This window comes from Enterobacter ludwigii, assembly GCA_023023105.1.
GTDB classification, from domain to species: domain Bacteria; phylum Pseudomonadota; class Gammaproteobacteria; order Enterobacterales; family Enterobacteriaceae; genus Enterobacter; species Enterobacter adelaidei.
Genome location: CP083824.1, coordinates 3,100,679 through 3,127,521, shown reverse-complemented (window position 1 = coordinate 3,127,521; position 26,843 = coordinate 3,100,679). Strand labels below are relative to the sequence as shown.

22 protein-coding genes are annotated in these 26,843 nt (G+C 53.7%); 9 read left to right on the top strand and 13 right to left on the bottom strand.

The genetic code is table 11. The annotated features are described in order from the left end of the window. From LCD46_15150 to LCD46_15115, 8 genes are all read right to left on the bottom strand, one after another. Positions 1-1,026, bottom strand: coding sequence for an ABC transporter permease (locus tag LCD46_15150; GenBank protein UOY69409.1), 1,026 nt, complete (start codon positions 1,024-1,026; stop codon positions 1-3). Continuing rightward, the gene (locus LCD46_15145) at positions 1,026-2,120 is read right to left on the bottom strand and encodes a microcin C ABC transporter permease YejB (protein UOY69408.1); all 1,095 of its coding nucleotides are present in this window, start codon (positions 2,118-2,120) and stop codon (positions 1,026-1,028) included. The genes LCD46_15150 and LCD46_15145 overlap by 1 nt, the downstream gene beginning before the upstream one ends. Before the next feature lie 9 nt (positions 2,121-2,129). Then, positions 2,130-3,935: an extracellular solute-binding protein gene (locus LCD46_15140; GenBank protein UOY69407.1), complete on the bottom strand. Its 1,806-nt coding sequence runs from the start codon at positions 3,933-3,935 to the stop codon at positions 2,130-2,132. Between the two features lie 74 nt (positions 3,936-4,009). Continuing rightward, on the bottom strand, positions 4,010-5,566 hold the full coding sequence (locus LCD46_15135; protein UOY69406.1) for a cyclic di-GMP phosphodiesterase: 1,557 nt from the start codon (positions 5,564-5,566) through the stop codon (positions 4,010-4,012). Between the two features lie 127 nt (positions 5,567-5,693). Continuing rightward, a complete protein-coding gene (gene mepS / locus LCD46_15130) occupies positions 5,694-6,263 on the bottom strand; it encodes a bifunctional murein DD-endopeptidase/murein LD-carboxypeptidase (protein UOY69405.1) in 570 nt (189 codons plus the stop codon). A 415-nt stretch (positions 6,264-6,678) separates the two neighbouring features. After that, positions 6,679-7,392: a phosphatase PAP2 family protein gene (locus LCD46_15125; protein ID UOY69404.1), complete on the bottom strand. Its 714-nt coding sequence runs from the start codon at positions 7,390-7,392 to the stop codon at positions 6,679-6,681. Positions 7,393-7,425: 33 nt separating this feature from the next. Further along, entirely contained in the window at positions 7,426-8,412 is a 987-nt protein-coding gene (locus LCD46_15120) for a GTP-binding protein (GenBank protein UOY69403.1), read from the bottom strand. Positions 8,413-8,535: 123 nt separating this feature from the next. Further along, entirely contained in the window at positions 8,536-10,002 is a 1,467-nt protein-coding gene (locus LCD46_15115) for a fructuronate reductase (GenBank protein ID UOY69402.1), read from the bottom strand. Between the two features lie 205 nt (positions 10,003-10,207). On the opposite strand from LCD46_15115, the gene uxuA reads away from it, so the two are divergent. Then, complete coding sequence (gene uxuA / locus LCD46_15110; GenBank protein ID UOY69401.1) at positions 10,208-11,398, top strand: mannonate dehydratase; 1,191 nt, start codon at positions 10,208-10,210, stop codon at positions 11,396-11,398. A gap of 34 nt (positions 11,399-11,432) precedes the next feature. Here uxuA and yeiP read toward each other — a convergent pair whose 3' ends face one another. Further along, positions 11,433-12,005, bottom strand: a complete 573-nt coding sequence (gene yeiP, locus LCD46_15105; GenBank protein ID UOY69400.1) for an elongation factor P-like protein YeiP — start codon at positions 12,003-12,005, stop codon at positions 11,433-11,435. 164 nt (positions 12,006-12,169) lie between these two features. Between yeiP and LCD46_15100 the strand changes: the two genes are divergently transcribed. Next, positions 12,170-12,424, top strand: coding sequence for a YkgJ family cysteine cluster protein (locus LCD46_15100; GenBank protein ID UOY69399.1), 255 nt, complete (start codon positions 12,170-12,172; stop codon positions 12,422-12,424). On the opposite strand, the gene setB is transcribed toward LCD46_15100, so the two are convergent. Beyond that, positions 12,421-13,602, bottom strand: a complete 1,182-nt coding sequence (gene setB, locus LCD46_15095; GenBank protein ID UOY69398.1) for a sugar efflux transporter SetB — start codon at positions 13,600-13,602, stop codon at positions 12,421-12,423. The genes LCD46_15100 and setB overlap by 4 nt on opposite strands. A gap of 361 nt (positions 13,603-13,963) precedes the next feature. Between setB and fruB the strand changes: the two genes are divergently transcribed. The 3 genes from fruB to fruA are packed head-to-tail and all read left to right on the top strand — an operon-like array spanning position 13,964 to position 17,734. Further along, positions 13,964-15,094, top strand: a complete 1,131-nt coding sequence (gene fruB / locus LCD46_15090) for a fused PTS fructose transporter subunit IIA/HPr protein (protein UOY69397.1) — start codon at positions 13,964-13,966, stop codon at positions 15,092-15,094. Continuing rightward, positions 15,094-16,032 (top strand): 1-phosphofructokinase, encoded by a 939-nt coding sequence (gene fruK / locus LCD46_15085; protein UOY69396.1) that lies wholly within the window; start codon positions 15,094-15,096, stop codon positions 16,030-16,032. Before fruB ends, fruK begins: the two co-directional genes overlap by 1 nt. Before the next feature lie 16 nt (positions 16,033-16,048). After that, positions 16,049-17,734, top strand: a complete 1,686-nt coding sequence (gene fruA / locus LCD46_15080; protein ID UOY69395.1) for a PTS fructose transporter subunit IIBC — start codon at positions 16,049-16,051, stop codon at positions 17,732-17,734. Positions 17,735-17,780: 46 nt separating this feature from the next. Here the strand turns inward: fruA and nfo are convergent, their stop codons facing one another. Next, positions 17,781-18,638 (bottom strand): deoxyribonuclease IV, encoded by an 858-nt coding sequence (gene nfo, locus LCD46_15075; protein ID UOY69394.1) that lies wholly within the window; start codon positions 18,636-18,638, stop codon positions 17,781-17,783. A 64-nt stretch (positions 18,639-18,702) separates the two neighbouring features. Continuing rightward, positions 18,703-19,749: a YeiH family protein gene (locus tag LCD46_15070; protein UOY69393.1), complete on the bottom strand. Its 1,047-nt coding sequence runs from the start codon at positions 19,747-19,749 to the stop codon at positions 18,703-18,705. A gap of 97 nt (positions 19,750-19,846) precedes the next feature. On the opposite strand from LCD46_15070, the gene LCD46_15065 reads away from it, so the two are divergent. The 3 genes from LCD46_15065 to cirA all read left to right on the top strand — a co-directional run bounded on the left by LCD46_15065 (position 19,847) and on the right by cirA (position 24,542). Next, positions 19,847-20,713, top strand: a complete 867-nt coding sequence (locus LCD46_15065; GenBank protein UOY69392.1) for a LysR family transcriptional regulator — start codon at positions 19,847-19,849, stop codon at positions 20,711-20,713. 164 nt (positions 20,714-20,877) lie between these two features. Further along, positions 20,878-22,347, top strand: coding sequence for an amino acid permease (locus LCD46_15060; GenBank protein ID UOY69391.1), 1,470 nt, complete (start codon positions 20,878-20,880; stop codon positions 22,345-22,347). Between the two features lie 224 nt (positions 22,348-22,571). Continuing rightward, a complete protein-coding gene (gene cirA, locus LCD46_15055; protein UOY69390.1) occupies positions 22,572-24,542 on the top strand; it encodes a catecholate siderophore receptor CirA in 1,971 nt (656 codons plus the stop codon). 111 nt (positions 24,543-24,653) lie between these two features. Here the strand turns inward: cirA and fghA are convergent, their stop codons facing one another. Next, positions 24,654-25,481 carry an S-formylglutathione hydrolase gene (fghA, locus tag LCD46_15050; protein ID UOY69389.1) on the bottom strand — a complete coding sequence of 276 codons (828 nt, stop codon included), beginning with the start codon at positions 25,479-25,481 and terminating at the stop codon, positions 24,654-24,656. A gap of 138 nt (positions 25,482-25,619) precedes the next feature. Here fghA and LCD46_15045 point away from each other — a divergent pair, with 138 nt between their 5' ends. Beyond that, positions 25,620-26,768, top strand: a complete 1,149-nt coding sequence (locus LCD46_15045; GenBank protein UOY69388.1) for an MFS transporter — start codon at positions 25,620-25,622, stop codon at positions 26,766-26,768. Positions 26,769-26,843: the final 75 nt, after the last annotated feature.

Sequence of the window (26,843 nt, the reverse complement as noted above, 5' to 3'; positions counted from 1 at the left end):
TTATACCGCCTTATTAGGATCGAAGGCATCGCGCACGGCTTCGCCAATAAAAATCAGCAACGAAAGCAGCACGGCCACAGAAAGAAAGGCGGTAATACCCAGCCACGGCGCCTGCAGGTTGTTCTTGCCTTGTAACAGAAGCTCGCCGAGCGACGGGGAACCCAGTGGTAACCCGAAGCCAAGAAAATCCAGCGAGGTGAGGGTGGTGATGGAGCTGCACAGAATAAACGGCAGGAAGGTAAGCGTGGCCACCACGGCGTTAGGCAGCATATGGCGGAAAATAATCCCGCGGTCGCTCACGCCCAGCGCCTGCGCGGCGCGAATATAGTCGAAGTTGCGGGTGCGCAGAAATTCCGCCCGCACGACACCCACCAGCGCCATCCAGCCGAAGAGTACGGTGATACCTAACAGCCACCAGAAGTTTGGCTGTACCACACTCGAAAGCAGGATGATCAGAAACAGCGTCGGCATGCCTGACCAGACTTCAATAACACGCTGGCCCCACAGGTCTATTTTTCCACCGTAATAGCCCTGAACCGCGCCGGCCACGACCCCCATCACACTGGAAAAAAGCGTCAGCATAAGTCCAAAGAGGAGCGATATCCGTGTGCCATAAAGGATGCGCGCCAGGACATCGCCACCGTTGGCATCCGTTCCCAGCCAGTTTTGCGCGGAGGGTGGGGAAGGGAAGGGCGTTGTGGTGGCAAAGTTAATGCTGTTTGCGCCAAAACGCACCGGTGCCCAGATAGCCCAGCCATGTTGCTCAATTTGCTGGCGAAGCCACGGGTCCTGATACTCCGCAGGCGTTGCAAACGGGCCACCAAAATCGCTTTCACTGTAATTAGCGAGAACCGGTACATACCAGCGGTCGTTAAAATGCACCAGCAAAGGCTTGTCGTTGGCAATCAACTCAGAGCACATGCTTAAAATAAACAACACGGCAAAAATCCACAGTGACCAGTAGCCGCGGCGGTTGTGGCGAAAACGGGCCCAGCGGGCCTGGTTTACGGGGCTTAAACGCGACATTAGCGGCCCTCAAAATCAATTCGGGGATCAACCAGCGTATAGCTGATATCACTGACGATATTCAGCAGCAGGCCAATCAGGGTGAAAATGTAGAGTGTGCCAAACATCACCGGATAATCGCGCGAGACGGTGGCTTCATAGCCCAGCAGGCCCAGACCGTTGAGTGAGAACATCACCTCGATCAGCAGTGAACCGGTAAAAAACATACTGATGAACGTGGCAGGAAATCCGGCAATGACCAGCAGCATGGCGTTGCGGAATACGTGCTTCCACATAATCTGCTTCTCGCTTACGCCCTTGGCGCGGGCCGTGACGACGTACTGTTTTCGAATTTCATCAAGAAAGGCGTTTTTGGTCAGCATGGTCAGAGCCGCAAACCCGCCAATAACCGTTGCCAGAACCGGTAGCGTGATATGCCAGAGATAGTCGGTGATTTTCTGGTACCACGGCAGGGTACTGAAATCAGCGGAGACTAACCCTCGCAGCGGAAAGATATCGAAATAACTCCCCCCGGCAAAAAAAACAATCAGCAGGACGGCAAACAGAAACGCCGGGATGGCATAACCGATGATGATGAACGTGCTACTCCAGATATCGAAACGGCTGCCGTTATAAACGGCTTTACGGATCCCGAGCGGAATCGAGACCAGGTAGATAATCAACGTTCCCCATAACCCCAGCGTAATGGACACTGGCAGGCTTTGCTTAATCAATGTTAAGACTGATGCACTGCGAAACAGGCTATCGCCGAAATCAAAGCGAATATAGTCCCAGAGCATTTTGAAATAGCGCTCGTGAATGGGTTTGTCAAAGCCATAGCGGTGGGTGATCTCGGCGATCACTTCAGGATCCAGTCCACGCCCACCGCGATAATGACTTTCACTGATATTCCCTACGCCGGTTCGCGCATGGCTCGCGCCCATTCCTTCACCGCCGCCGCCTGGCATACCGCCGCTATTACCAAACTCGATAGCGGCAATAGCCTGATCAACCGGGCCGCCAGGCGCGATTTGCACGATAAAAAAGTTAATCGTGATGATGGCCCACAGGGTCGGGATGACCAACAGCAGACGGCGGATAAGATAGGCACCCATGATGATTCCTTAGCGTCGCTCAGCGGGGAGTCTGGCGGCTTTGTTGACGTCATACCACCAGGTATCAAAGCCCAGTGAATAGACAGGGCGTACGGCAGGCACGGAGAACTTGTCCCAGCGAGCAAGACGATCTTCGCCCATATACCACATCGGCAGCATGTAGTAGTTCCAGGTTAAGACCCTGTCGAGCGCCCGTCCGAGCGGCAGGAGTTTTTCTTTATCGCCTTGCGCCGCCACTATTTTTGCAATCAGTGCATCAATCGCCGGGCTTTTCACCCCCGGGGCATTATATGAGGAGTCGATGTAGCTGGAGGCCCATGAAATTTGCAGATCGGAGCTTGGCCACGGCTGTGCGGGCCACAAGCGCTGCATCATGTCGTAATCACGGCTGCGCATGCGATTGGTAATCTGCGCGTTATCAACCTGACGAATGTTCATGGTAACGCCCAGCCGCTCAAGGTTGTGCTTAAACGGCAGTACCCACTGATCGTTGCCCCCGGATGAAAGCAGCAGCTCAAAGCTGAGAGGCTTACCCGTTTTGGCATCAACACGCTTTTGATTCTTCAGGGGCCAGCCCGCGTCCTCCAGCAGCTTGCTGGCTTTCAGCAGGTTGGCGCGGTCGTAGCCGTCACCGTTCGACACGGGCGGCTGAAACACCGAGGTGAACACTTCCGCGGGTACTTCCGCTTTCAGCGGTGCCAGCAGGACCAGCTCGTCAGCTTTCGGGTAGTCGCGCGCGGCATATTCCGTGTTCTGAAAATAGCTGTTCGCACGGCTGTAGGCACCGTAAAAGAGCGCTTTGTTCATCCACTCAAAATCAAAGGCCAGGGAAATCGCTTCCCGTACCCGGCGGTCATTAAACACCGGACGCTGAATATTAAATGCCAGCCAGCGGGTGTCCTGGGCGGACTCATTTTTGTGCTCATCTTTAACGATGTAACCTTTCGCGAAATTTTTCCCGATATACCGCGTGGCCCAGTTTTTGGCGTTGCTCTCGACGCGCAGATCGAAGGCACCGGCTTTAAATGCTTCAAATGCCACGTTATCGTCGAGGTAGTAATCATAACGAAGGGTGTCGAAATTCCAGCGCCCGCGGTTAACTGGCAGATTTGCGGCCCAGTAGTCTTTGACGCGGGAATAGACCACATATTGCCCCATGCGCCAGTCGGTAATGCGGTAAGGACCACCTGCCAGAGGGGGAGTAGAGAGCGGGTCGCTCAGTTTGTGATCTTTCCAGAACGATTGAGGCATCACCGGCAGTGAGAACAGGCTGAGCATATTCTCTTTGTTGGGTTCGCTCAGCTCGATGCGTACGGTGAGCGGCGCAATGGCTCTGACGGATGCGCCTTTGTACACGATGCGGAATTGGGGCACGCCTTCAGTCATAAATTTGTGAAAGGTGAACGCGACGTCACTGGCCTTAACCGGTGAACCATCGTGAAAACGTGCCCGAGGGTTTATCGAGATTTCAGCCCAGGCAAAGTTATCCGCGTAACGCACGTTATCGGCAATCAGTGGATAGTAGCTGCCGGGCTCATCATCAGACGTGACAAAAAGCGTATCGTAAAGTGATTCCGTTCGCGCGGCCGCCACGCCACGCAGGGCGTAGCGGTTGAAGTTGTCGAACGTTCCCGTGGCGGAAAGTGTTACCTTCCCACCTTTGGGGGCGGCTGGGTTGACGTAATCGAAATGTGTAAAATTGACCGCGTATTTCGGCTCGCCAATCACCGCGAAGGCGATATTTTCTTTGATGGCTTGCGCCTGGCTGGACAGGCTCGTGAATGCCAACATCAGCAACATAAAGCGCATAAGCATCTCGTGGCGGCTCCTTCTTTTACAAACCAGCTCAGTTAAGCTGAATAATAAGTGACGTCACGGGCAATGTGAAATTATTCACTGCCGGGCGAAACGTCAGGCCGCCAGTTGCGGAACTGATCCAGTGGCATCGGGCGGCTAATCCAGTAGCCCTGCAGGAAATTGACGCCATGCTCGCGTAGCCATGCAGCCTGTTCCGGGGTTTCCACCCCTTCGGCGACGGTCAACATATTCATTCGTCTTGCCAGCGTCAGGACTGCATCCAGCACCGGTGACGTCACGGTCTCCGTGCCTATTGCATTAACAAAACCACGATCAATCTTGAGATAGTCCATGGTGAAATGTTCAAGATAAATCAGCGCGCTGTGACCAGTACCAAAATCATCAATGGCTATCTCAAACCCTTCGTTATGCAGCCATTCGAAGAGGCTGTTGGCTTCCCGATGATTAAGCATGTCGCGCTCGGTAATTTCCAGCACGATCTGGAAGTAATCCGGCGGCAGTAACGCTTTGAAGGTGAGCATGTCTTCTTTGAAGCTTTCCGCATGCAAATGCCCAGGCGCAATGTTGATGCCGAGTTTTGCGCCCGGCGGTAGCACGGTCTGTAATACCGGCGCATCGTGAATGATGAGATCAAAAAGATGCAGCGTCAGCGGAACGATCAGCTTCTGTGCCTCTGCAAAATTGATAAAGGCGTCAGGCGGAATCTCACCCATGGTCGGGTGTTTCCAGCGCATCAACACCTCGACACCGCGCATTTTCAGCTCTTTTGCGTCCACCACAGGTTGATAGACCACATAGAATTGATCGCGCTTAATGGCGCTTAAAATCTCTTTACCCGGATTCAGCCGTATGCTGAGGATATAGTAATTGAGCGATCCGGCCGCAATGCCGCACACCAGTCCGAAGAACAGAGCGTAAAGGATTTCATCGCTGGTCCAGGCGTCCGCATACAGTTTAATGGTCAGGGGGACGTTTTTCAGCGTAGCGATGCGGCTCGGTGCTTCATCTAAATCACGCGCTTTGACCAGCTTGCTGGACATCGTCGTTAGGGCATAATCGCCAATGATGATGGCGATGCCAGCGAACTCGTCCTGGCGGGCTGTGTAGAGCAGATAAGGTGTCAGATTGATATTCACCGAGGTGAACACACCGCCATCTTTAACTAACGGGTTACGATACCAGATGGCAATCGCGGGCTTGTTGGGCAACATCGGGGTGCCTGGAAGCAAGGCCATATCGATCTGCTTATTAATGTGCAGCTCGGGTATCAGCTCCTCCATCGGGACATTCATTGGACCTGTGGCGGATGAACAGAACGCAATTTTGTCCCTGACCAACAAAAAGGCGCGCACGTTGAGGCTAAATGCTGCGCGTGAAGTCAGTTCTGCATTGACGTCGTGGCAATTGTTCAGCGTGAGTGGCTGGAGGATGTCGATAGAGGTTTTTAACTCTGCAAAATAGCTCTCCATGTAGAGGTTGACATCGTTAATCAGAGTGTCGAATTTTACGTCCCGCTTGTGGTAGCTCCAGAAAAATTGCAATGAACCCAGGAGCAGGGCAGCGATCAGGCCTGTGATAATGCTGAGGATCAGTATCTTGCGATTACTGGAGAAGTAGCGGGTGAACATAGACGTTGTGGTTCCTGAATTGCCGCCGAATGTATTCAGTGTAACGGGCAAAAAAAAACACCGCCGAAGCAGTGCTTTTTTTCATCATATCGCCAGCCAAGGGATAACCAACGATACAATTTCCATATTAACTGCGGGTCAGTACTCGGCGCGCTTCGTTGTAGCGCTTTTTCCAGTACGGTTCGTTCATGCTGGAAATGGTCACACCGCTACTGGTGGAGGCATGTACAAACTGGTCATTACCAATATAGATGCCCACATGTCGACCTGTAGAACCGGCGCGGAACAGAACTAAGTCACCGGTGCGCAGTTTAGTTCGTGAAATCGACTTGCCCATCTCCTGCTGTTCGTAAGTCGAACGCGGAAGATCTAACCCGAATTGCTCACGGAAAGTACGCTGTACAAAACCGGAACAATCAATACCTGTTTTCGTGCTGCCGCCAAGACGGTAACGCACGCCTTTCCAGTCAGCATACTGGTCCATAATGCGGGACTTCACGTCCAGATTACGTACCATATTTTCAAATTCATCCTGAGAGGCTTGCAGTGACGAGGAATCTTCCATTCCCACAACACGCGTCTCAGGATGCATATTCTTTGCGGTGTTCGATGTACTACATGCAGACAACAGTACCGCGACTGCTATCGCCGGGATCCCCCGTAAGATATATCTCAGAAACGGTTGAGATTTGACCATTTTGTTTATTTTCCCTTGAAGTCCTTAACGACAAATATCGTTATAAAAATGCCAAACGTGACGAGACTAATTATCTGTTCACATTGAGACAATTCTTTCTGCTCACATTTGTGGCACAGCGCACAAAATTATTAGCCAGTGAAATAATTATCTCTATGGGGCAAAACGAGTTCGAGATTAACCGATTGCCTGGGGTATTGCGAGTAAAAAAAGCCTTTTTTTTATAAGAAATTGTGATACAGAAAGTAAAAACATGGAAATGCTCAAAATACCGACAGATCCGCCACCTTATCGCGTAATTGATTCATTTTTATCATGAATGTGATGACAGGAATATGACAGTGAGAAAAGATCGCGGCAGGAGACCTGTCAGGGATCATGTCGATCCCTGATAGCTAACGTTAATTTAGGTTAGTTATTTGTTTAATTGTTGTTGCGTTTTTCCGGGAAGATAGCGATCAAACAGCGCTATTATCCCGTCGCTCAACGGTGTCATCAAACACCACGGTAGAGCAATCAGAGCAACGGAGAGCGAACCGACGGCAATATCGGTGAACCAGTGGGCGCCAATCATTACGCGTGGAAAAGCAAAAACCACAAAAATAATCAGGGCTATTGCAAAGGCTTTTTTGCCGAAATAACGAAGCATAACTGCGGAAAAAATAAGCAGCATCATGCCGTGGTCGCCAGGGAAACTGTCCTTCGAGGCATCTTTTGTTGGAATATGCAGCAACTCACTGACGCGATAAATATCGCTAAAGAAGAGCGTTGGGCTGGAGCGCTTAACCGGAATAATCGCGGTTGCCAGCTGGTTAATGACCACGGCAAACAGCAGCATCACCAGACCGATAATCATAATACGCCGACGCCCTGCTTTATCCTCTTTCAACCAGAAGGAGAGCATCAGGCAGCCCATTGCCAGCAACGAAAAACCGTCGAAGGCGCGGTTGTTGGTGATAGCTACCAGCCACAGAAAGGCATTGCTCTTCACCAGCTCCTGGTTGAAGAAGTGAAAGATTGCAGAATCCAGCGGGAACCAGAAACCATGATTCGCCGGGATATACCAGGAGAAAAAGAGCGCCAGACCGGCGACATTAAGCAGTAATATCAGGGGAAATCGAGTCGTCATAACGTTCAGCAAAGAGTGAAAACAGGGGCAACGTTAGCCGCCCAAACTTAAACGAAGCTTCAACAGGCTGGACTGCAGGGCATTCCAGTCGGCGTTAACCGCACTAATTAACTCAATTCGGCTGTCCGGCGGGGCGACATTTTGCGTTTCAATAAAGAAATCTTCACCCTGACGATTGATCCGTACCAGTCCGTCTGGTGTGCGCATGATCCCTTTAACGCGATCGACCGGAGCAAGTCTGGCCCACTCAAGGATCCCGATGGTGTCAAAAACGGTATCTGCATCGAAGATCCATCCACAGGCCTGATACCCCTGACCACTATTCAGATTACGACGCCAGCGCTGGTGTTCCGGCAGGCTGAGGGCAGCCAGACCTTGTTTCACCGGGTGGCTATGGGCATGCTCTGCACTGGCCGGAAGTTCCGCTATGTTCAGACGAGGAAGGTCGAGCAGGGCGCTATCAATCCTCCCCTGAGTGGTCTGCACCCGTTGACGATTACTCCCGAAATGTTGCCACCACGCGTCCAGCGCGGACTGGCTTTCAGCCGTGGCGCGATCTTCTTTATTAGCAACGATAATGTCTGCTGAGGCGAGTTGATCGCGGAAGTTCTCATTGGCCACCGCTTTATCATCCAGAAGCTGGCGAGGATCGAGCAGGCACAGGGTGGCACGCAGATCAATCCACGGCTCGTAAACCGGTGCGGTCAGTAAATCAAGGATCTGCTTCGGGTGACCCAGCCCGGTGGGTTCAATCAGCAGGCGATCGGGTTTTCCCTGACGTAGCAAGGTATTGAGTCCTACCTGCATGGGCAAGCCATTGACGCAGCACATGCATCCGCCTGGGATCTCTTTGATCATCGCGCCGCTGTCCGACAGTAATGCGCCGTCGATGCCCACTTCGCCAAATTCATTGACCAGAACGGCCCATTTCTCGGCCGGATCTTTGTTCGCCAGCAGGTGAAGAATTGACGTGGTTTTACCGCTGCCGAGAAAACCGGTGATGAGGTTGGTTTTGGTCACGTGCGCTCCAGAAGAGAATTGTGATGCTATAACAATTATCTCTTATCCTGGCGAAAAAAGGGCGCAATGAGAAGGGGAAGGGCGAACGGAGGTCACCTCCGTTCGTGTTAAGCGCAATAATCGTTAAAGATTTAACGTTTCAATAACAGCCTGACGTGCACCGTGGCGGGCAATGCGCTGATATGCCTGGCTGACAGCTTCAACAAAAACGCTATTTTGGGCGAGATCGTGTCCAAAGACCTCGTTCAGCCCCAGCAGCGCGTTGACGCGATCGTCGTCGCTGCTGGCGTCAACAATCGTGCGGATTTTATCGCTGAGGGGATCGCGGACGTCAATTGTGTTTCCGTGTTCGTCAGTCCCGCTGACGTAGCGTATCCAGCCGGCCACGCCCAGAGCCAGCAGCAGCCACGGCGTTTTTCGCTCAAGATGGACGCGGATCCCGTCCAGCATTCTCTGGGGCAGCTTCTGGCTACCGTCCATTGCAATTTGCCAGGTACGGTGCTGCAAGGCCGGGTTAGCAAAGCGTTCAAGCAGGCTATCGGCGTATGCGGTGAGATCGACATCCTTAATGCGTAATGTGGGTGCCTGTTCATCGAGCATGAGCCGACGGGCGGCTTTGCGGAAGGCTGCGTCTTCCATACATTCATTGATATGCGCATAGCCGGCGAGATACCCGAGATAAGCCAGGAAAGAGTGGCTGCCGTTAAGCATGCGTAACTTCATCTGCTCCCACGGCAGAACATCCTGCACCATCTGGACGCCCGCCACTTCCCACGCCGGACGGCCGGCAACAAAATTATCTTCCACCACCCACTGAATAAACGGTTCGCAGCTGATGGCGCACGGATCTTCAACGCCGAGCGTTTCGGTGATTTCCGCCAGTGAGGCCTCTGTTGCAGCAGGAACAATCCTGTCGACCATGGTTCCGGGAAAACTCACGTGGCTATCAATCCACGCAGCGAGTGCCGGAGAGCGTTTTTGCGCCATGCCCAGCACGGCATTTTTCACCACATGGCCGTTGTCAGGGATATTGTCGCAAGAAAGCACGGTAAAAGCAGGTAAGCCGCGCTCACGGCGACGATGGAGCGCTTCGACAAGGATCCCCGGGGCGGAATGCGGCTCAGATGGATTTTCCAGATCGTGGATAATCCGCGGGTTTTGCAGATCCAATTTACTGGTAGCGGGATCGATGCAATAACCTTTCTCCGTGATAGTGAGCGACACAATCGCCACCTGAGGCTCACAAAATTTCTCAATAATAGCGGGCAGAGAGTCCAGCTTTGCGTTCAGACATTCATGGACGGCACCGACGATAATTGCCTCATTTCCTTTTGCACCTTTCTCCAGAACGGTGAACAAGTGATCCTGCGCACGCAGCTGGCTCATCAGCACATCACCGCTAAAGAGGCTAATCTCACATATTCCCCAGTCGCCGCCTTTCTCATTCAGCACCCGATTTGTTAACAATGCCTGGTGCGCACGGTGAAACGCACCAAAGCCAAAATGGACGATGCGAGAGCGTAATTGCCGACGATCGTAGCGCGGTTGCTGAACATGGGCAGGAAGGGCGGTGGAGGCAATTGTCTTCATGAGATACACACCTGATTAACCATTAATTAACAATGCCAGTGTAAAGTTATATGACAGCAAATAAAATTGGTAAGCCGTAAATATCCCTGTTCTGTGAGTTTGATCAATCAATGCGTGGCGGTATATTGACCCTTCATGGTAAACATGTATGGTAGTCGTCATTGCGGTAACGCATATTGGTATAACAACTTAAGAGGGTGAGGCAATGGAACAAACCTGGCGTTGGTACGGGCCGAACGATCCGGTTTCTCTTGATGATGTGCGTCAGGCTGGCGCAACGGGTGTCGTCACGGCGCTGCATCATATTCCTAACGGCCAGGTATGGCCGGTTGATGAAATTCAAAAGCGTCAGGCTCTGCTGGCAGAGAAGGGATTAACCTGGTCTGTGGTGGAAAGCATTCCGGTTCATGAAGATATCAAAACCCATTCAGGGGAGTACCAGACCTGGATTGCCAACTATCAGCAGAGTATTCGCAACCTGGCGGCATGCGGCATTGATACGGTGTGCTATAACTTCATGCCTATCCTGGACTGGACGCGCACTGACCTTGAATATCAGATGCCGGACGGTTCAAAAGCACTGCGTTTCGATCAAATTGCCTTTGCGGCATTTGAACTGCACATTCTGAAACGTCCTGGCGCCGAAGCGGATTACACCGCGGAAGAGCAGCAGCAGGCGCGCGCGTGGTTTAACGCCGCCAGTGATGCTGACATCGAAAAGCTGACCCGCAATATCATTGCTGGTCTGCCAGGTGCGGAAGAGGGCTATACGCTGGATCAGTTCCGTGCACGTCTGGCGGAATATGGCGACATTGATAAGCATCAGCTTCGTGAAAACATGGCGTACTTCCTGCGCGCGATTGTGCCCGTCGCAGAAGAAGCGGGCGTTCGCCTGGCGATACATCCGGACGATCCTCCGCGTCCTATTCTCGGCCTGCCGCGTATCGTCTCGACGATTGAAGATATGCAGTGGCTGAAAGAGACGGTAGACAGCATCTACAACGGCTTTACCATGTGTACCGGCTCCTACGGCGTGCGTGCGGATAACGATCTGGTGCGGATGATTGAAACCTTCGGCGATCGTATTCACTTTACTCACCTGCGCGCGACCTGTCGTGAAGAGAACCCAAAAACCTTCCACGAGGCAGCGCACCTTGGCGGTGATGTGAATATGGTCGCGGTGGTGGATGCCATCCTGGCGGAAGAAGTACGTCGTAAGCAGGTTGGTGATGTGCGTCCTATTCCATTCCGTCCGGATCACGGGCATCAGATGCTGGACGATCTGCGTAAGAAAACGAACCCAGGTTATTCGGCAATCGGTCGTCTGAAAGGGATGGCGGAAGTGCGCGGCATTGAGCTGGCGCTGAAGATGACGAAGTATCCTGAATTGCTGTAAAAGAAAAACCCGGCGCAAAGCCGGGTTTTTTGTGTTAGTCAGCACGACCCATATAGCGTTTTTCTTCGATATGGATGCGAATTTTCTCGCCTGCAGACAGGTATTCTGGCACCTGCACAACCAGTCCGGTTGTCAGGGTTGCTGGTTTGTTACGGGCGCTTGCAGATGCGCCTTTGATACCCGGTGCCGTTTCAACGATTTCCAGATCGACGGTCTGAGGCAGTTCCAGCGCCAGCAGCACGCCATCCCAGGTCAGAACCTGCATGTCTGGCATACCGCCTTCGGGAATAAACAGCAGCTCTTCTTCAATCTGATCTTTGGTGAAGATATACGGGGTGTAATCTTCTTTATCCATGAACACGTATTCGTTGCCGTCGATATAGGAAAAATCGACATAGCGACGGGTCAGGGTCACGGTATCAACGATATCGTCACCTTTAAAACGTTCTTCAACTTTCAGACCGGTACGCACATCGGCGAAACGCATTTTGTACAGCGTCGCTGCACCACGGGCGCTAGGTGCCTGAATATCGATATCTTTCACAATCAGCAGTTTGCCGTTGTAATTCAGTACCATACCTTTCTTAATTTCGTTCGCTCTTGGCATTGCAGTAATCCTGTATACGGAAGGTAAAAAATATCGCGCCAAATTACTCGTGCGCGGCCTTTCAGGCAAGAGGAATTCGTGGCTTTTGCTATCAATACGCAAAAGGTGTTACTGTGCGCGCGATGCCCGGCTGCGCGGGCCTTCGTCAGCGAAAGAGAGCGTTTATGGATTGTCGTCCAGATTGCGGCGCGTGCTGTACCGCACCGTCCATTTCAAGCCCCATTCCAGGAATGCCAGAAGGCAAGCCTGCCAATACCCGCTGCGTTCAGCTCTCTGAAACTAACCTGTGTATGATCTTTGGTTCGCCCCTGCGCCCGAAGGTTTGCTCCGGACTTCAGCCAACAGCCGAAATGTGTGGCAGCACGCGAGCGCAGGCGATGACGTATCTGCTCGAGCTGGAATCGCTCACCGCGCCTTAAACGTCTTTGATCCTCGCCAGACAGCCAATCGTCAGCGTGCACATCACCAGCGCAATCCAGAACACCGTGTGATAGTTCCAGATTTCTGCGACGACCCCCGCCATTGAGCCTGCGATAATCCAGCCCACACGGGTGGTATTAGTATAAAGGGTCGTGGCCGAGCCTGCCTGACCCGGCATTAGATCCTGGAAATAGAGCATGCCAATCCCGGCCAGAATGCCGATATAGATAGCGTTCAGCAGCTGTAAAGCCAGTAACAACCCCGGCGTATGTAGCGTCAGCATACCGATATAGAAAAGCAGACCGGCGACGGCGGCGATACGCATCAGAAAACGCTTGCCGAAGCGCTTTGCGTAATAGCCTGCGATGAGCATCGTCGGGATCTCAAGCCCGGCCGCTGTTCCCATCATGATACCTGCCAGCTTCTCTGGCAGATGCAGTTCATCAATAATAAACAGCGGCATATTGATGATATACAGGCTGTTAGTGCCCCACATCAGGGTGCAGATAACAAACAGAAGCAGGGCATCGCGGCGGTTGCGGCGCGGGGCTTCCAGCGTGCCCGTCGCCACTTTGGGCTCTTTGCGCATCGACGGCAGAAAGAACCACACCAGCGCGCCACATACCACAAATGCGACAGCCGCACTCAGGTACATCACCGTAAAACCAAACCCCATCGCCAGCGCGTAAGCCAGCGGGGGGCCGATCACCCATGCCAGTGACACCTGAGCACGCATTACCGAGCTGAACATCACCGCTTCACGCCCGGTATGGTCGGCGTGCTCGCGGGCAAGCGCGAACATCTGTGGGTTAGCCGTCGAACCAAAGCTGCTCAGAAATACCCCGATGAACAGCAAAATGAAATAGTTGCGGTTCCATGCAAACAGAACGCAGGCGAGCACCCCAAGCAGACAGCAAAAGACAATCAGGCTTTTACGATCGCCTTTTCTGTCGGATCGGCCCGCCAGAAACTGACTCACCAGAATGCCGATGATGGCGCTTCCGGTAAAAAAGAAACCCACCATGGCCGGACGAGCGTGAACCTCATTGGTCAGAAATAAGCTCAGCGTCGGCGTCTGTAACGCACCGGCAATACCCGTAAAAAAGGCAACAATCAGGAACGCCGCTGAAGTCAAATCAAAGGGCTTTGGCGAGGTGGCCGCGGGGGTGTTATGCATGTTTTATAATTAACGAGTGACAGAGAGAGGCGGAGTTTACGCTGGCACTCATTAAATAAACAGAGGGTGCGGTCAATGATGCCACGAAAAATCAAAATGGCATTTCAACTTATAGAAGGTTTGACTGACCTTAGCTGAAACTGACTTGCTGAACTTCAGCAATATTCAGCTGAACGAAGAAGAAATGTGCTGTATCTCTAAATTCTGAGATCAGAAATACGAGTTTACTTGCAAGGCATTGCAGAAAGCGCAAGACTTTTTGAAACGTTTCAGCGCTATCTTGTTTAAGCAAACGGAGCAGGCTAGCGCATTTTTTCTCATTAAAGCTGAAACGATTCAATTTCAGCAGGAGTGGAGAACCATGTTCCAGTTATCTGTTCAGGATATCCACCCGGGCGCACAGGCCGGGGATAAAGAAGAGGCCATTCGCCAGGTTGCCGCTGCCCTTGTGCAGGCAGGTAACGTCGCGGACGGTTATGTAAATGGCATGCTGGCGCGTGAGCAGCAGACCTCAACCTTCCTCGGCAATGGCATTGCTATTCCGCACGGCACAACCGACACCCGCGACCAGGTGTTGAAAACCGGGGTGAAGGTTTATCAGTTCCCACAGGGCGTGCTCTGGGGTGACGGTCAGGTGGCGTATGTGGCCATCGGTATCGCGGCCAGCAGCGACGAACACTTAGGCCTGCTGCGTCAGCTGACCCACGTACTGAGCGATGATTCCGTTGCTGAACAGCTGAAGTCAGCAACGACTGCTGAAGAGCTGCGCGCCTTGCTGATGGGCGAAAAACAGAGTGAAGCGCTGAAACTGGATAATGAAACGCTGACGCTGGATGTAGTTGCCTCCGATCTGGTGACACTCCAGGCGCTGAATGCCGGTCGCCTGAAAGAAGCCGGTGCAGCAGATGCCACATTTGTGACGCGCGTAATCAATGATAAGCCGTTGAATCTCGGTCAAGGTATCTGGCTGAACGACAGTGCTGAAGGCAACCTGCGTAGCGCTATCGCCGTGAGTCGTGCGGCAAATGCGTTTGACGTCGACGGCGAGCGTGCGGCCATGCTGCTGACCGTGGCGATGAACGATGAACAGCCGGTTTCCGTGCTGAAGCGCCTGGGCGATCTGCTGCTGAATAACAAAGCTGAAAAACTGCTGAACGCAGATGCGGCGACGGTGCTGGCTCTGCTGACCAGCGATGATGCGCTGACTGACGATGTTCTTAACGCTGAATTCGTGGTGCGTAACGAACACGGCCTGCATGCCCGTCCAGGTACCATGCTGGTAAATACCATTAAACAATTTGAAAGTGAGATCACCGTGGCCAACCTTGATGGCACAGGTAAACCGGCCAACGGCCGTAGTCTGATGAAAGTTGTCGCGCTGGGCGTGAAGAAAGGTCACCGTCTGCGTTTCACCGCACAGGGTGCGGATGCTGAACAGGCGCTGAAGGCGATTGGCGACGCCATCGCGGCAGGTCTGGGGGAGGGCGCATAATGAGCAGACGTGTTGCGACTATTACGCTGAACCCGGCTTATGACCTGGTGGGGTTTTGCCCGGAGATTGAGCGCGGCGAAGTAAACCTCGTGCGTACCACTGGCCTGCATGCTGCGGGTAAAGGGATTAACGTCGCGAAAGTGCTCAAGGACCTTGGTATTGATGTCACCGTGGGTGGATTCCTCGGTAAAGATAACCAGGATGGTTTCCAGCAGCTGTTCAGCGAGCTGGGCATTGCCAACCGTTTTCAGGTTGTTCAGGGCCGCACCCGTATCAACGTCAAGCTGACGGAGAAAGACGGCGAAGTGACCGATCTGAACTTCTCGGGCTTCGAAGTGACGCCGTCAGACTGGGAGCGTTTTGTTAACGACTCTCTGACCTGGCTTGGTCAGTTCGACATGGTGTGCGTCAGCGGTAGTTTGCCGTCCGGCGTCAGTCCGGAAGCATTTACCGACTGGATGACGCGCCTGCGCAGCCAGTGTCCATGCATTATTTTTGACAGTAGCCGTGATGCACTGGTCGCGGGACTGAAAGCGTCACCGTGGCTGGTGAAGCCTAATCGCCGCGAACTGGAGATCTGGGCCGGTCGTAAGCTGCCAGAATTAAAAGATGTGATTGATGCTGCCCATGCACTGCGCGAGCAGGGTATCGCCCACGTAGTTATCTCTCTTGGTGCAGAAGGAGCGTTGTGGGTTAACGCTTCTGGCGAATGGATCGCCAAACCGCCGTCGGTCGATGTTGTCAGCACCGTCGGTGCAGGGGATTCCATGGTTGGCGGCCTGATTTATGGTCTGCTGATGCGTGAATCCAGTGAACATACTTTACGTCTTGCCACCGCCGTTGCTGCCCTGGCCGTAAGCCAGAGCAATGTCGGTATTACCGATCGTACCCAGTTAGCCGCGATGATGGCGCGCGTTGACTTAAAACCTTTTAACTAACAGCAGGAGAGGAATAATGAAAACGCTGCTGATCATTGACTCCGGTCTCGGACAGGCTCGCGCCTATATGGCGAAGACCTTGCTGGGAGCGGCGGCGAACAAAGCACATCTCGAGATGATTGATAACCCGGGCGATGCCGAACTGGTCATTGTTCTGGGCGATAAAATCCCGGCTGACAGTGCGCTTAATGGCAAAAATGTCTGGCTGGGCGATATTAATCGTGCGGTGGCACACCCGGAACTGTTCCTGAGCGAAGCGAAAGGTCACGCGTCTGTTTACAGCGCCCCTGTTGCTGCGGCACCGGTTGCGGCTTCTGGACCAAAACGCATTGTTGCGGTGACGGCCTGTCCTACAGGGGTAGCTCATACCTTTATGGCGGCTGAAGCCATTGAAACCGAAGCGAAAAAACGCGGCTGGTGGGTAAAAGTTGAAACGCGCGGCTCCGTGGGCGCCGGCAATGCCATCACCCCAGAAGAAGTGGCTGAGGCCGATCTGGTGATTGTGGCGGCAGACATCGAAGTGGATCTGGCGAAATTTGCCGGTAAGCCGATGTACCGCACTTCGACAGGTCTGGCACTGAAAAAGACCGCTCAGGAGTTTGATAAAGCGCTGGTTGAAGCGAAGCCGTATCAGGCAACGGGCACCAGTCAAAGTGCGACTGAAGGTAAGAAAGAGTCAGCAGGCGCTTATCGCCACCTGCTGACCGGTGTTTCTTACATGCTGCCGATGGTGGTTGCGGGTGGTCTGTGTATCGCGCTGTCATTCGCGTTTGGTATCACCGCATTTAAAGAGCAGGGGACGCTGGCAGCTGCATTAATGCAGATTGGTGGGGGTTCTGCGTTCGCGCTGATGGTGCCTGTGCTGGCGGGCTTTATCGCCTTCTCCATCGCTGACCGTCCGGGTCTGACGCCAGGTCTTATCGGCGGTATGTTGGCGGTGAGCACGGGTTCTGGTTTTATCGGCGGTATTATCGCGGGCTTCCTGGCCGGTTACGTTGCGAAGCTGATCAGCTCGAAGCTCAAGCTGCCACAGAGTATGGAAGCGCTGAAACCGATTCTGATCATCCCGCTGATTTCCAGCCTGGTGGTCGGTCTGGCGATGATTTACCTGATTGGTAAACCGGTTGCGGGTATTCTGGCGGGTCTGACCCACTGGCTGCAAACCATGGGTACCGCCAATGCGGTCCTGCTGGGTGCAATCCTCGGTGGCATGATGTGTACCGACATGGGTGGCCCAGTGAACAAAGCGGCCTACGCCTTTGGTGTTGGCCTGTTGAGTACCCAGACCTACGCGCCAATGGCAGCCATCATGGCGGCAGGTATGGTGCCTCCTCTGGCTCTCGGTCTGGCGACGATTGTTGCCCGCCGTAAGTTTGACAAAGCGCAGCAGGAAGGCGGCAAAGCGGCACTGGTCCTGGGTCTGTGCTTCATCACCGAAGGGGCGATTCCGTTCGCGGCGCGCGACCCAATGCGTGTATTACCGTGCTGTATCGTGGGTGGTGCCGTGACAGGTGCAATCTCGATGGCGATTGGCGCAAAACTGATGGCTCCACACGGTGGTCTGTTTGTTCTGCTGATCCCAGGCGCTATCACCCCGGTTCTGGGGTACCTGATGGCGATTGTTGCCGGTACGCTGGTGGCGGGTTTGTCTTACGCCGTGCTGAAACGTCCGGAAGCGGAAGTGGTCGCGAAAGCAGCCTAAGTAGTAAACAACAAAAAAGCCGGGTGCAAATGCAACCCGGCTTTTTTTATGCCATTTGTTCAGCGGTCTGCTGCGCCTTCAACCAGGCAATCTCTTCTGCCCAGATATCGGGGTTGATGGTTTCAAGCACCATCGGAATGCCGTCGAAGCGGGCGTCCTGCATGATAAAGCGAAACGCATCATGACCAATATTGCCTTCGCCAAGGCTGTGGTGGCGGTCAACGCGGCTGCCAAAAGCGCTTTTCGCATCGTTTAAGTGCATTCCGCGCAGGTACTTAAAGCCAACTATGCGCTCGAACTCATCAAACGTGTTTTTCGTTGCCTCGGTTGTGCGCAGATCGTAGCCGGCCGCAAAGGCATGGCAGGTATCAATACACACGCCGACACGGGTTTTATCCTCAACACCGTCGATAATCGCCGCCAGATGTTCGAACTTAAAGCCGAGGTTGCTACCCTGACCGGCTGTGTTCTCAATTACCGCGGTGACACCTTTGGTTTTATCCAGCGTGATGTTAATGGATTCGGCAATGCGCGCCAGACAGGCATCTTCATCAATTTGCATCAGATGACTGCCTGGATGGAAGTTCAGCAGCGTCAACCCAAGCTGTTCGCAGCGCTGGACTTCATCAAGAAACGCCTCGCGGGATTTTTCCAGTGCCTCTTCAACCGGATGGCCGAGGTTTATCAGATAGCTGTCGTGGGGAAGGATTTGGCCCGGCCCGTAATGATACTTCTCGCAGGCGGCTTTGAAATCATCAATCACGTCAGCGGTGAGCGGTGCGGCGCGCCACTGGCGCTGATTTTTGGTGAACAGGGCGAAAGCGGTCGCCTCGATTTCGGCGGCGCGAATGGCGGCATTCGCAAGGCCACCGGCAGCGCTAACGTGCGCTCCAACATATTTCATAAAGGGACTCCTGTTAACCCGAAATGCTTATGATAGCGGGTTAACAGGAGAAGGATGTAGTGGTTTATGCCATCAGGCTATGGACCACAAGGTTAATCGCACCCCCGCCGACTATCAGCCAGACAAAGAGTACCAGCGCCATCAGCAGCGGTTTTGCACCGGCCTTTTTCAGCGCGCTGACGTGAGTTGTCACACCCAACGCCGCCATCGCCATCGCCAACAGAACGGTATCCAGCGTCACCAGCATATCCACTACCGCTTTGGGCAGGAGGTGGAAGGAGTTAAAAATTGCCACCACGATGAACAGGATCGCAAACCACGGAATGGTAATTTTGCTTTTCTGATTACTGCCCGCTGGAGCCAGCTGTTTTACCCGTGCTGCCAGGAAAATCAGGAAGGGCGCCAGCATCATCACGCGCAGCATTTTGGCAATTACCGCCGCGTTTTCTGCATCCGGGCTAATGGCGTGACCCGCTGCCACCACCTGCGCGACTTCATGCACGGTCGAGCCGATATAGATGCCATAGGTTTCCGGGCTAAACCAGTGGGCCACCAGTGGATACATAGCCGGATAGAGGAAAATCGCCAGCGTACCGAAAATCACCACCGTCGCCACTGCAACTGTCACTTTACTGGATTCAGCTTTAGCGACAGGCTCTGTTGCCAGCACCGCTGCTGCACCACAAATACTGCTCCCTGCACCGATTAACCAGCTGGTTTGCTTATCCAGACCAAAGACTTTCTGACCAATAAAACAGGCCAGTAAAAAGGTGCTGGTCAGGGTCAGGACATCGATAGCAATCCCGCTGACGCCGACATCGGCGATCTGCGAAAAGGTAAGACGAAAACCGTAAAGAATAATCCCGAGGCGCAGCAGGTGCTGTTTGGCAAAAATCACGCCGCCATCGCACGATTTCCAGATGCGTGGGTAAACGGTATTTCCCACGACCATGCCGAGCAATATCGCCAGTGTTAAGGCGCTAAAGCCTGCTCCAGCGATGGCTGGAATGCTGCCGCCCCATAACGCGACGCCGGTTATCACTGCGCTGAGCGCAAGACCCGGCACGAAGTGCCACAATGTACGATGATGCTGTAAGGTGAGTTCTGACATAACCTTCTCCTTTGTCTGGCTAAAGACTACGTCTCTCTGGTTTAAAAATAAAATTGATTATATACTTATAATTAATCTATATAAGTGGTAAGCAACCATGCACATTACATTGCGTCAGCTGGAAGTTTTCGCCGAAGTGCTGAAGAGTGGGTCGACGACGCAGGCCTCGCAGATGCTGGCCCTCTCTCAATCTGCGGTCAGCGCGGCATTGACCGATCTCGAAGGACAGCTAGGCGTTCAGCTTTTCGACAGGGTAGGGAAGCGCTTAGTCGTCAACGAACATGGTCGTCTGCTCTACCCGCGTGCTTTGGCATTGCTTGAACAGGCTACCGAAATCGAACAGCTGTTCCGTGAAGACAACGGTGCGATCCGCGTGTTTGCCAGTAGTACGATTGGGAACTACATCCTTCCGGAAGTGATTGCCCGCTACCGCCGGGATTTTCCGACCCTGCCGCTGGAGATGAGCGTTGGCAATAGCCAGGATGTCATCAACGCAGTGATCGATTTTCGTGTGGATATCGGTCTTATCGAAGGACCCTGCCACAACGTCGATATCATTGCTGAACCCTGGCTGGAAGATGAACTGGTGGTGTTCGCTTCTCCGGCCTCGCCTTTGCTACAGGGCGAAGTCACGCTGGAAAGACTGGCACAGGCGCAGTGGATACTGCGTGAACAGGGCTCTGGCACGCGTGAAATTGTCGATTATCTGCTGCTTTCCCATCTGCCGCATTTCCAGTTAGGGATGGAGCTGGGGAACTCCGAGGCGATTAAACATGCAGTACGTCATGGTTTAGGTATTAGCTGCCTTTCCCGGCGGGTCATTGCCGAGCAGCTTGAGACGGGCTCGCTGGTCGAAGTCCCCGTTCCACTGCCGAAACTGGTGCGCACACTCTGGTGTATCCATCATCGGCAGAAGCATCTTTCCAGCTCTTTGCAGCGTTTTCTGCGCTACTGCGAGATGTAATCGTCCCCTCACCCCAATGGAGATAGGGGAAAGACCCGATTTCTGCTTTGCTTATAATCCTGGCCGAGTCATGAAGCTCTCTTATAACTGCCTATTTCTGCCGGAAGGAACGCGGATCGTCTGCTACAATCGCGCCTCATTTATTAAATGGACAGCATTTTCACATGGTTTCAGAAATTAAAACCACAGAAGCGCCCACGCTACGTCGTGAACTGAAGGCGCGTCACCTGACGATGATCGCTATCGGCGGTTCCATCGGTACAGGTCTTTTCGTTGCGTCTGGCGCAACAATTTCGGCAGCAGGCCCGGGTGGGGCACTTTTCTCTTATATCCTGATTGGCCTGATGGTTTACTTCCTGATGACCAGTCTGGGCGAACTGGCCGCGTACATGCCGGTATCCGGTTCGTTTTCGACCTATGGTCAACAATACGTTGAAGAAGGCTTTGGCTTCGCGCTGGGCTGGAACTATTGGTACAACTGGGCCGTAACGATTGCCGTTGACCTGGTTGCTGCACAGCTGGTGATGAACTGGTGGTTCCCGGATACGCCGGGCTGGATCTGGAGTGCTCTGTTCCTGGCCGTCATCTTCCTGCTGAACTACATCTCTGTTCGTGGTTTTGGCGAAGCGGAATACTGGTTCTCTTTGATCAAAGTGGCAACCGTCATCATCTTTATCGTCGTCGGTGTGGCGATGATCGTTGGTATTTTCAAAGGCGCAGAACCGGCCGGGTGGAGTAACTGGACGATAGGCGATGCACCGTTTGCCGGTGGGTTCTCGGCCATGATCGGCGTGGCAATGATCGTCGGCTTCTCCTTCCAGGGTACTGAGTTGATTGGTATCGCTGCGGGTGAATCAGAGAACCCGGAGAAAAATATTCCGCGTGCAGTCCGTCAGGTTTTCTGGCGTATCCTGCTGTTCTATGTGTTCGCTATCCTGATTATCAGCCTGATCATTCCGTATACCGATCCGAGCCTGCTGCGTAATGATGTGAAAGACATCAGCGTCAGCCCGTTCACGCTGGTCTTCCAGCATGCCGGTCTGCTTTCTGCAGCGGCAGTGATGAATGCCGTAATCCTGACTGCAGTACTTTCAGCCGGTAACTCCGGTATGTACGCATCGACTCGTATGCTCTATACCTTGGCATGTGACGGTAAAGCCCCGCGTATTTTCTCAAAATTGTCCCGTGGCGGTGTTCCTCGTAACGCCCTGTATGCCACAACGGTGATTGCCGGTCTGTGCTTCCTGACCTCTATGTTTGGCAACCAGACGGTATATCTGTGGCTGCTTAACACCTCAGGGATGACGGGCTTTATCGCCTGGCTTGGGATTGCCATTAGCCACTACCGTTTCCGCCGTGGTTACGTCAAGCAGGGGCACGATATTAACGACCTGCCGTATCGCTCAGGGTTTTTCCCGCTGGGTCCCATTTTCGCCTTCATTCTGTGCCTGATTATTACCCTGGGACAGAACTATGAAGCGTTCCTGGCGGACACCATTGACTGGGGCGCCGTTACGGCAACCTACATTGGTATTCCGCTGTTCCTGGTAATCTGGTTTGGCTACAAACTGACGAAAGGAACACACTTCGTTCGCTACAGTGAAATGGAATTCCCGGAACGATTTAAAAAATAACCGCAGATCCTCTCTTTCAGCCCGCTCATTCGAGCGGGCTTTTTTATTCCCGCACGTTGAAACAAAGATATATTTCTTAACAATTTAATTGATAATAATTATCGTTTGCTTTATCGTTATCAAAAATAAGCATGTCACCGACCCACCGCAGATGTGGGCGGCATGGAAGACGCTGTGAGCAATGATGATTTGATTTAGTTGTATTTACCTCATGGAGATATGGAATGTTTAGGTTGAATCCCTTCGTCAGGGGAGGACTTTGTGCGTCCGCAATGTCCCTGGCCCTGCCTGGTATCGCAGCGGAATCCGGCGACACAATGGTTGTCACAGCCTCCGCGACCGAGCAAAACCTGAAAGACGCACCGGCAAGCATCAGCGTGATTACCCAGGAAGATTTGCAGCGCAAACCCGTTCAGAATCTGAAAGATGTATTACGGGATGTGCCGGGCGTTCAGCTCACGAGCGAAGGGGACAACCGTAAAGGGGTAAGTATTCGCGGACTGGACAGCAGCTACACGTTAATCCTGATCGACGGCAAGCGCGTCAACTCCCGCAACGCCGTATTCCGCCATAATGATTTCGATCTCAACTGGGTGCCGGTTGACGCCATCGAACGCATCGAGGTGGTGCGCGGACCGATGTCTTCTCTTTATGGCTCCGATGCGCTGGGCGGCGTGGTGAACATTATCACCAAAAAAATCGGGCAGAAATGGACGGGCACTCTGAGCGCCGATTCAACGATTCAGGAACATCGCGATCGTGGAGACACGTATAACGGCCAGTTCTATACCAGTGGTCCGCTGGTGGATGGCCTGCTGGGCCTGAAAGCCTACGGTAGCCTCGCGAAGCGTGAGAAAGACGGTCAGCAGAAATCCTCTACCACGGCGAGCGGTGAAACACCGCGCATTGAGGGCTTTACCAGCCGCGATGCCAATGTGGAGTTCGCCTGGACACCGTCTGAAAATCACGATTTTACGGCGGGCTACGGTTTCGACCGTCAGGATCGTGACTCAGATTCCCTCGACAAAAACCGCCTTGAGCGTCAGAACTACTCCCTGAGCCACAATGGTCGTTGGGGGGTCGGCAGCAGCGAGCTGAAGGTTTACGGCGAGAAGGTGGATAACAAAAACCCGGGCAACAGCAATCCGATCACCTCCGAGAGCAACGCGGTGGACGGGAAATATGTGCTGCCTCTTGGCGAAATTAACCAGCTACTGACCTTCGGTGGCGAGTGGCGTCACGATAAGCTGAAAGATCCGGTCAACCTGACGGGGGGCTCCAGCAGCAGTACGTCAGCAAGCCAGTATGCCCTGTTCCTTGAAGATGAGTGGCGTCTCTTTGAACCCCTGGCGCTGACCACCGGCATCCGTATGGACGACCATGACACCTACGGTGACCACTGGAGCCCGCGTGCATACCTGGTCTACAACGCGACCGATACCGTAACGGTGAAAGGGGGCTGGGCAACAGCGTTTAAAGCGCCGTCGCTGCTGCAGCTCAGCCCGGACTGGGTCACCGGCTCGTGCCGCGGTGCCTGTGAGATTGTCGGTAACCCGGATCTGAAACCTGAAACCAGCGAGAGCTTCGAATTCGGTCTTTACTACAGCGGGGAAGAGGGCTGGTTAGAGGGCGTACAGGCTAGCGTCACCACCTTCCAGAATAATGTGGATGACCGCATCAGTATCAGCCGTACAGCCAATGTTAAACAGGCGCAGAGCTACCCTAACTACGTTGGTCTGAATGCGGACGGTGAGCCTATTTTCCGTTATTACAACGTCAACAAGGCGCGCATCCGTGGGGTGGAGACCGAGCTGAAATTCCCGCTGGCGGAAGACTGGAAAGTGACGCTGAACTACACCTATAACGATGGTCGTGACATCAGCAATGGCGGCAACAAACCGCTGTCCGATCTGCCGTTCCACACTGCCAACGGAACCGTTGACTGGAAAGCTACCCAGGACTGGTCGTTCTATGTCCAGGGTAACTACACCGGTGAGAAGCGCGCGCTGACCAGCAGTGCACCAACGCCAGGTGGCTATGTGATCTGGAATACGGGTGCGGCGTGGCAGGCCACGAAAAGCGTGAAGCTGCGCGCGGGTGTACAGAACTTGCTGGATAAAGACCTGAGCCGTGACGATTACAGCTACACGGAAGATGGCCGTCGCTACTTTGTCGGTGTGGATTATAAGTTCTGATAAAGCCAGGGTAAAAGCGAAACGGCAACGTAAGTTGCCGTTTTTAGTGTTTGTTCCCTCTCCCACCGGGAGAGGGCCAGGGTGAGGGTATCAGAGCGCACGCAGCCGCACTTACCCAAACAAGTGCTCCGCATGGAAGCGGAGATGATCCTCAATAAAGGATGCGATGAAGTAATAACTGTGGTCATATCCCGGCTGAATGCGTAGCGTCAGCGGCCAGTCCTTCTGGCGTGCGGCTTCTGCCAGTACCGCAGGCTGCAGCTGGCCGGCGAGGAACTGATCGGCATCACCCTGATCGATAAGCGTTGGAATTGCGTCTTCGGGCTTGCTGGCCAGCATCAGTGCGCAGCTATCCCACGCCTGCCACTTTTTCGCATCATCACCCAGATAATTTGCGAAGGCTTTCTGGCCCCACGGCACCTGAGTCGGGTTCACAATTGGTGCGAATGCCGACACACTGACGTATTTCCCCGGGTTTTTCAGCGCCATTATCAGCGCTCCGTGTCCACCCATGGAATGTCCGCTGATGGCGCAACGGTTGCTTACGGCAAACTCAGCCTGAATCAGCGCGGGCAGCTCGTCACGAATGTAATCATACATGCGGTAATGGTTTGCCCAGGGTTGTTCAGTCGCGTTCAGATAGAATCCGGCACCTTTACCCAGGTCGTATCCTGCATCGTCAGCCACATCATCCCCACGCGGGCTTGTATCAGGCATCACCAGCGCAATACCGAGCTCAGCTGCAATGCGTTGTGCACCTGCTTTAGTGGTGAAGTTTTCGTCGTTGCAGGTCAGGCCTGAAAGCCAGAACAAAACCGGCGGATTTTCCGTCGGCGGCAGGAAAATGCTGAACGTCATGGCACAGTTCAGGACGCTGGAGTCGTGCCGCCAGCGCTGCTGTCGACCTTCAAAACAACGGTGCTCTTCGAGCAGTTCCATGCAAGGCTCCTTAATGAGAATGCGTATTCATAAAAACCATAATACAGCCTTTTCATTGACCTGTGAGTAACTTTCACTTTCGCCAGACGACAAGATGCTGCATCATAAATTTACTTTTTTTTAACAATTGGAGCGGTCATGGCGCTGCGTATTGCGCTCAGTGGGTTTGTCGTTCTGGTGGTGGCGATGGGGATAGGGCGTTTTGCTTTTACACCTCAGGTTCCATTGATGATTGCCGCCGGGCAGCTCACGCTAACCAGTGCGGGCCTGGTGGCGGCGATGAATTATCTGGGCTATCTGGTGGGCGCATGGGATGCAATGCGTGCGCATCGCTTCGTTGAAACACGCCTTTGGCTTGGTATCACCGGTGCGGTTGCGTTGACGCTGCTCTCCGCCGCGGCGGATAACGCCATCGTGCACGGACTGCTGCGCTTTGTGATTGGCTGCATGAGCGGCTGGTCTATGGTGCTGATTGCGGCGTGGACAAATGAACGTCTGGGGCAGTTGGGCAAACCGGGCATGAGTGCTGCCGTGTTTGCCGGCCCAGGCGCGGGTATTGCCCTGAGCGGGCTGCTCGCTGTCTATATCCAGGCGAAATCCCTGTCGGCCGGGGCAGCATGGCAAATCTACGGCGTGCTGGCGCTGGTGCTGATTGCCCTGGTGGCGCGCTACCTGCCGCGATCCGGGCAGCTCCATCGACCCGGCACCGCGCCAGAGCCGCTGGTGCTGACGGCGGATTTAAAGCGCCTGGTCTGGAGCTATAGCCTGGCCGGATTTGGCTATATTCTTCCGGCAACCTTTTTATCGCAAATGGCGGCAGTGCGTTTTCCTGGCAGCCTGTTTGCCCAGTTTGTCTGGCCGATTTTTGGTATCGCTGCCGTGGTGGGCATTGCGCTTAGCATTCTTTTACGCCACACCTCAACGGCTAACCGCAGGCTGGCTATTGTGCTGTGGTTGCAAGGCGCTGGTGTGCTGGCGGCCTGGCTGCTGCCGGGGATTGGCGGGTTGCTGACGGGGGGATTGCTGGTCGGCGGCGGCTTTTTGTGTGCCGTGCAGCTCTCTCTTTTATACGGTCGCGAGCTGGCACCAAACCACACGCGTTATATGGCCGGCCTGCTCACCACCGGGTATGCCATTGGCCAGTTGATTGGTCCGATGACCTCAGCGTTATCGACCTGGCTTACCCATCGGCTTGAGCCTGCGCTGGGGCTGGCGGGTATCGCGTTGTTTGTTGGTGGTGCTCTGGTCTGGAACCGTCACGCTGAAAGGCAACAGCAATTGCAATAATTATCGTCGTGAATACTGGATTATGTGCGCGGCCTCACGCACAATGAGCGCATACTTTTGCCACAACGAGGGCAA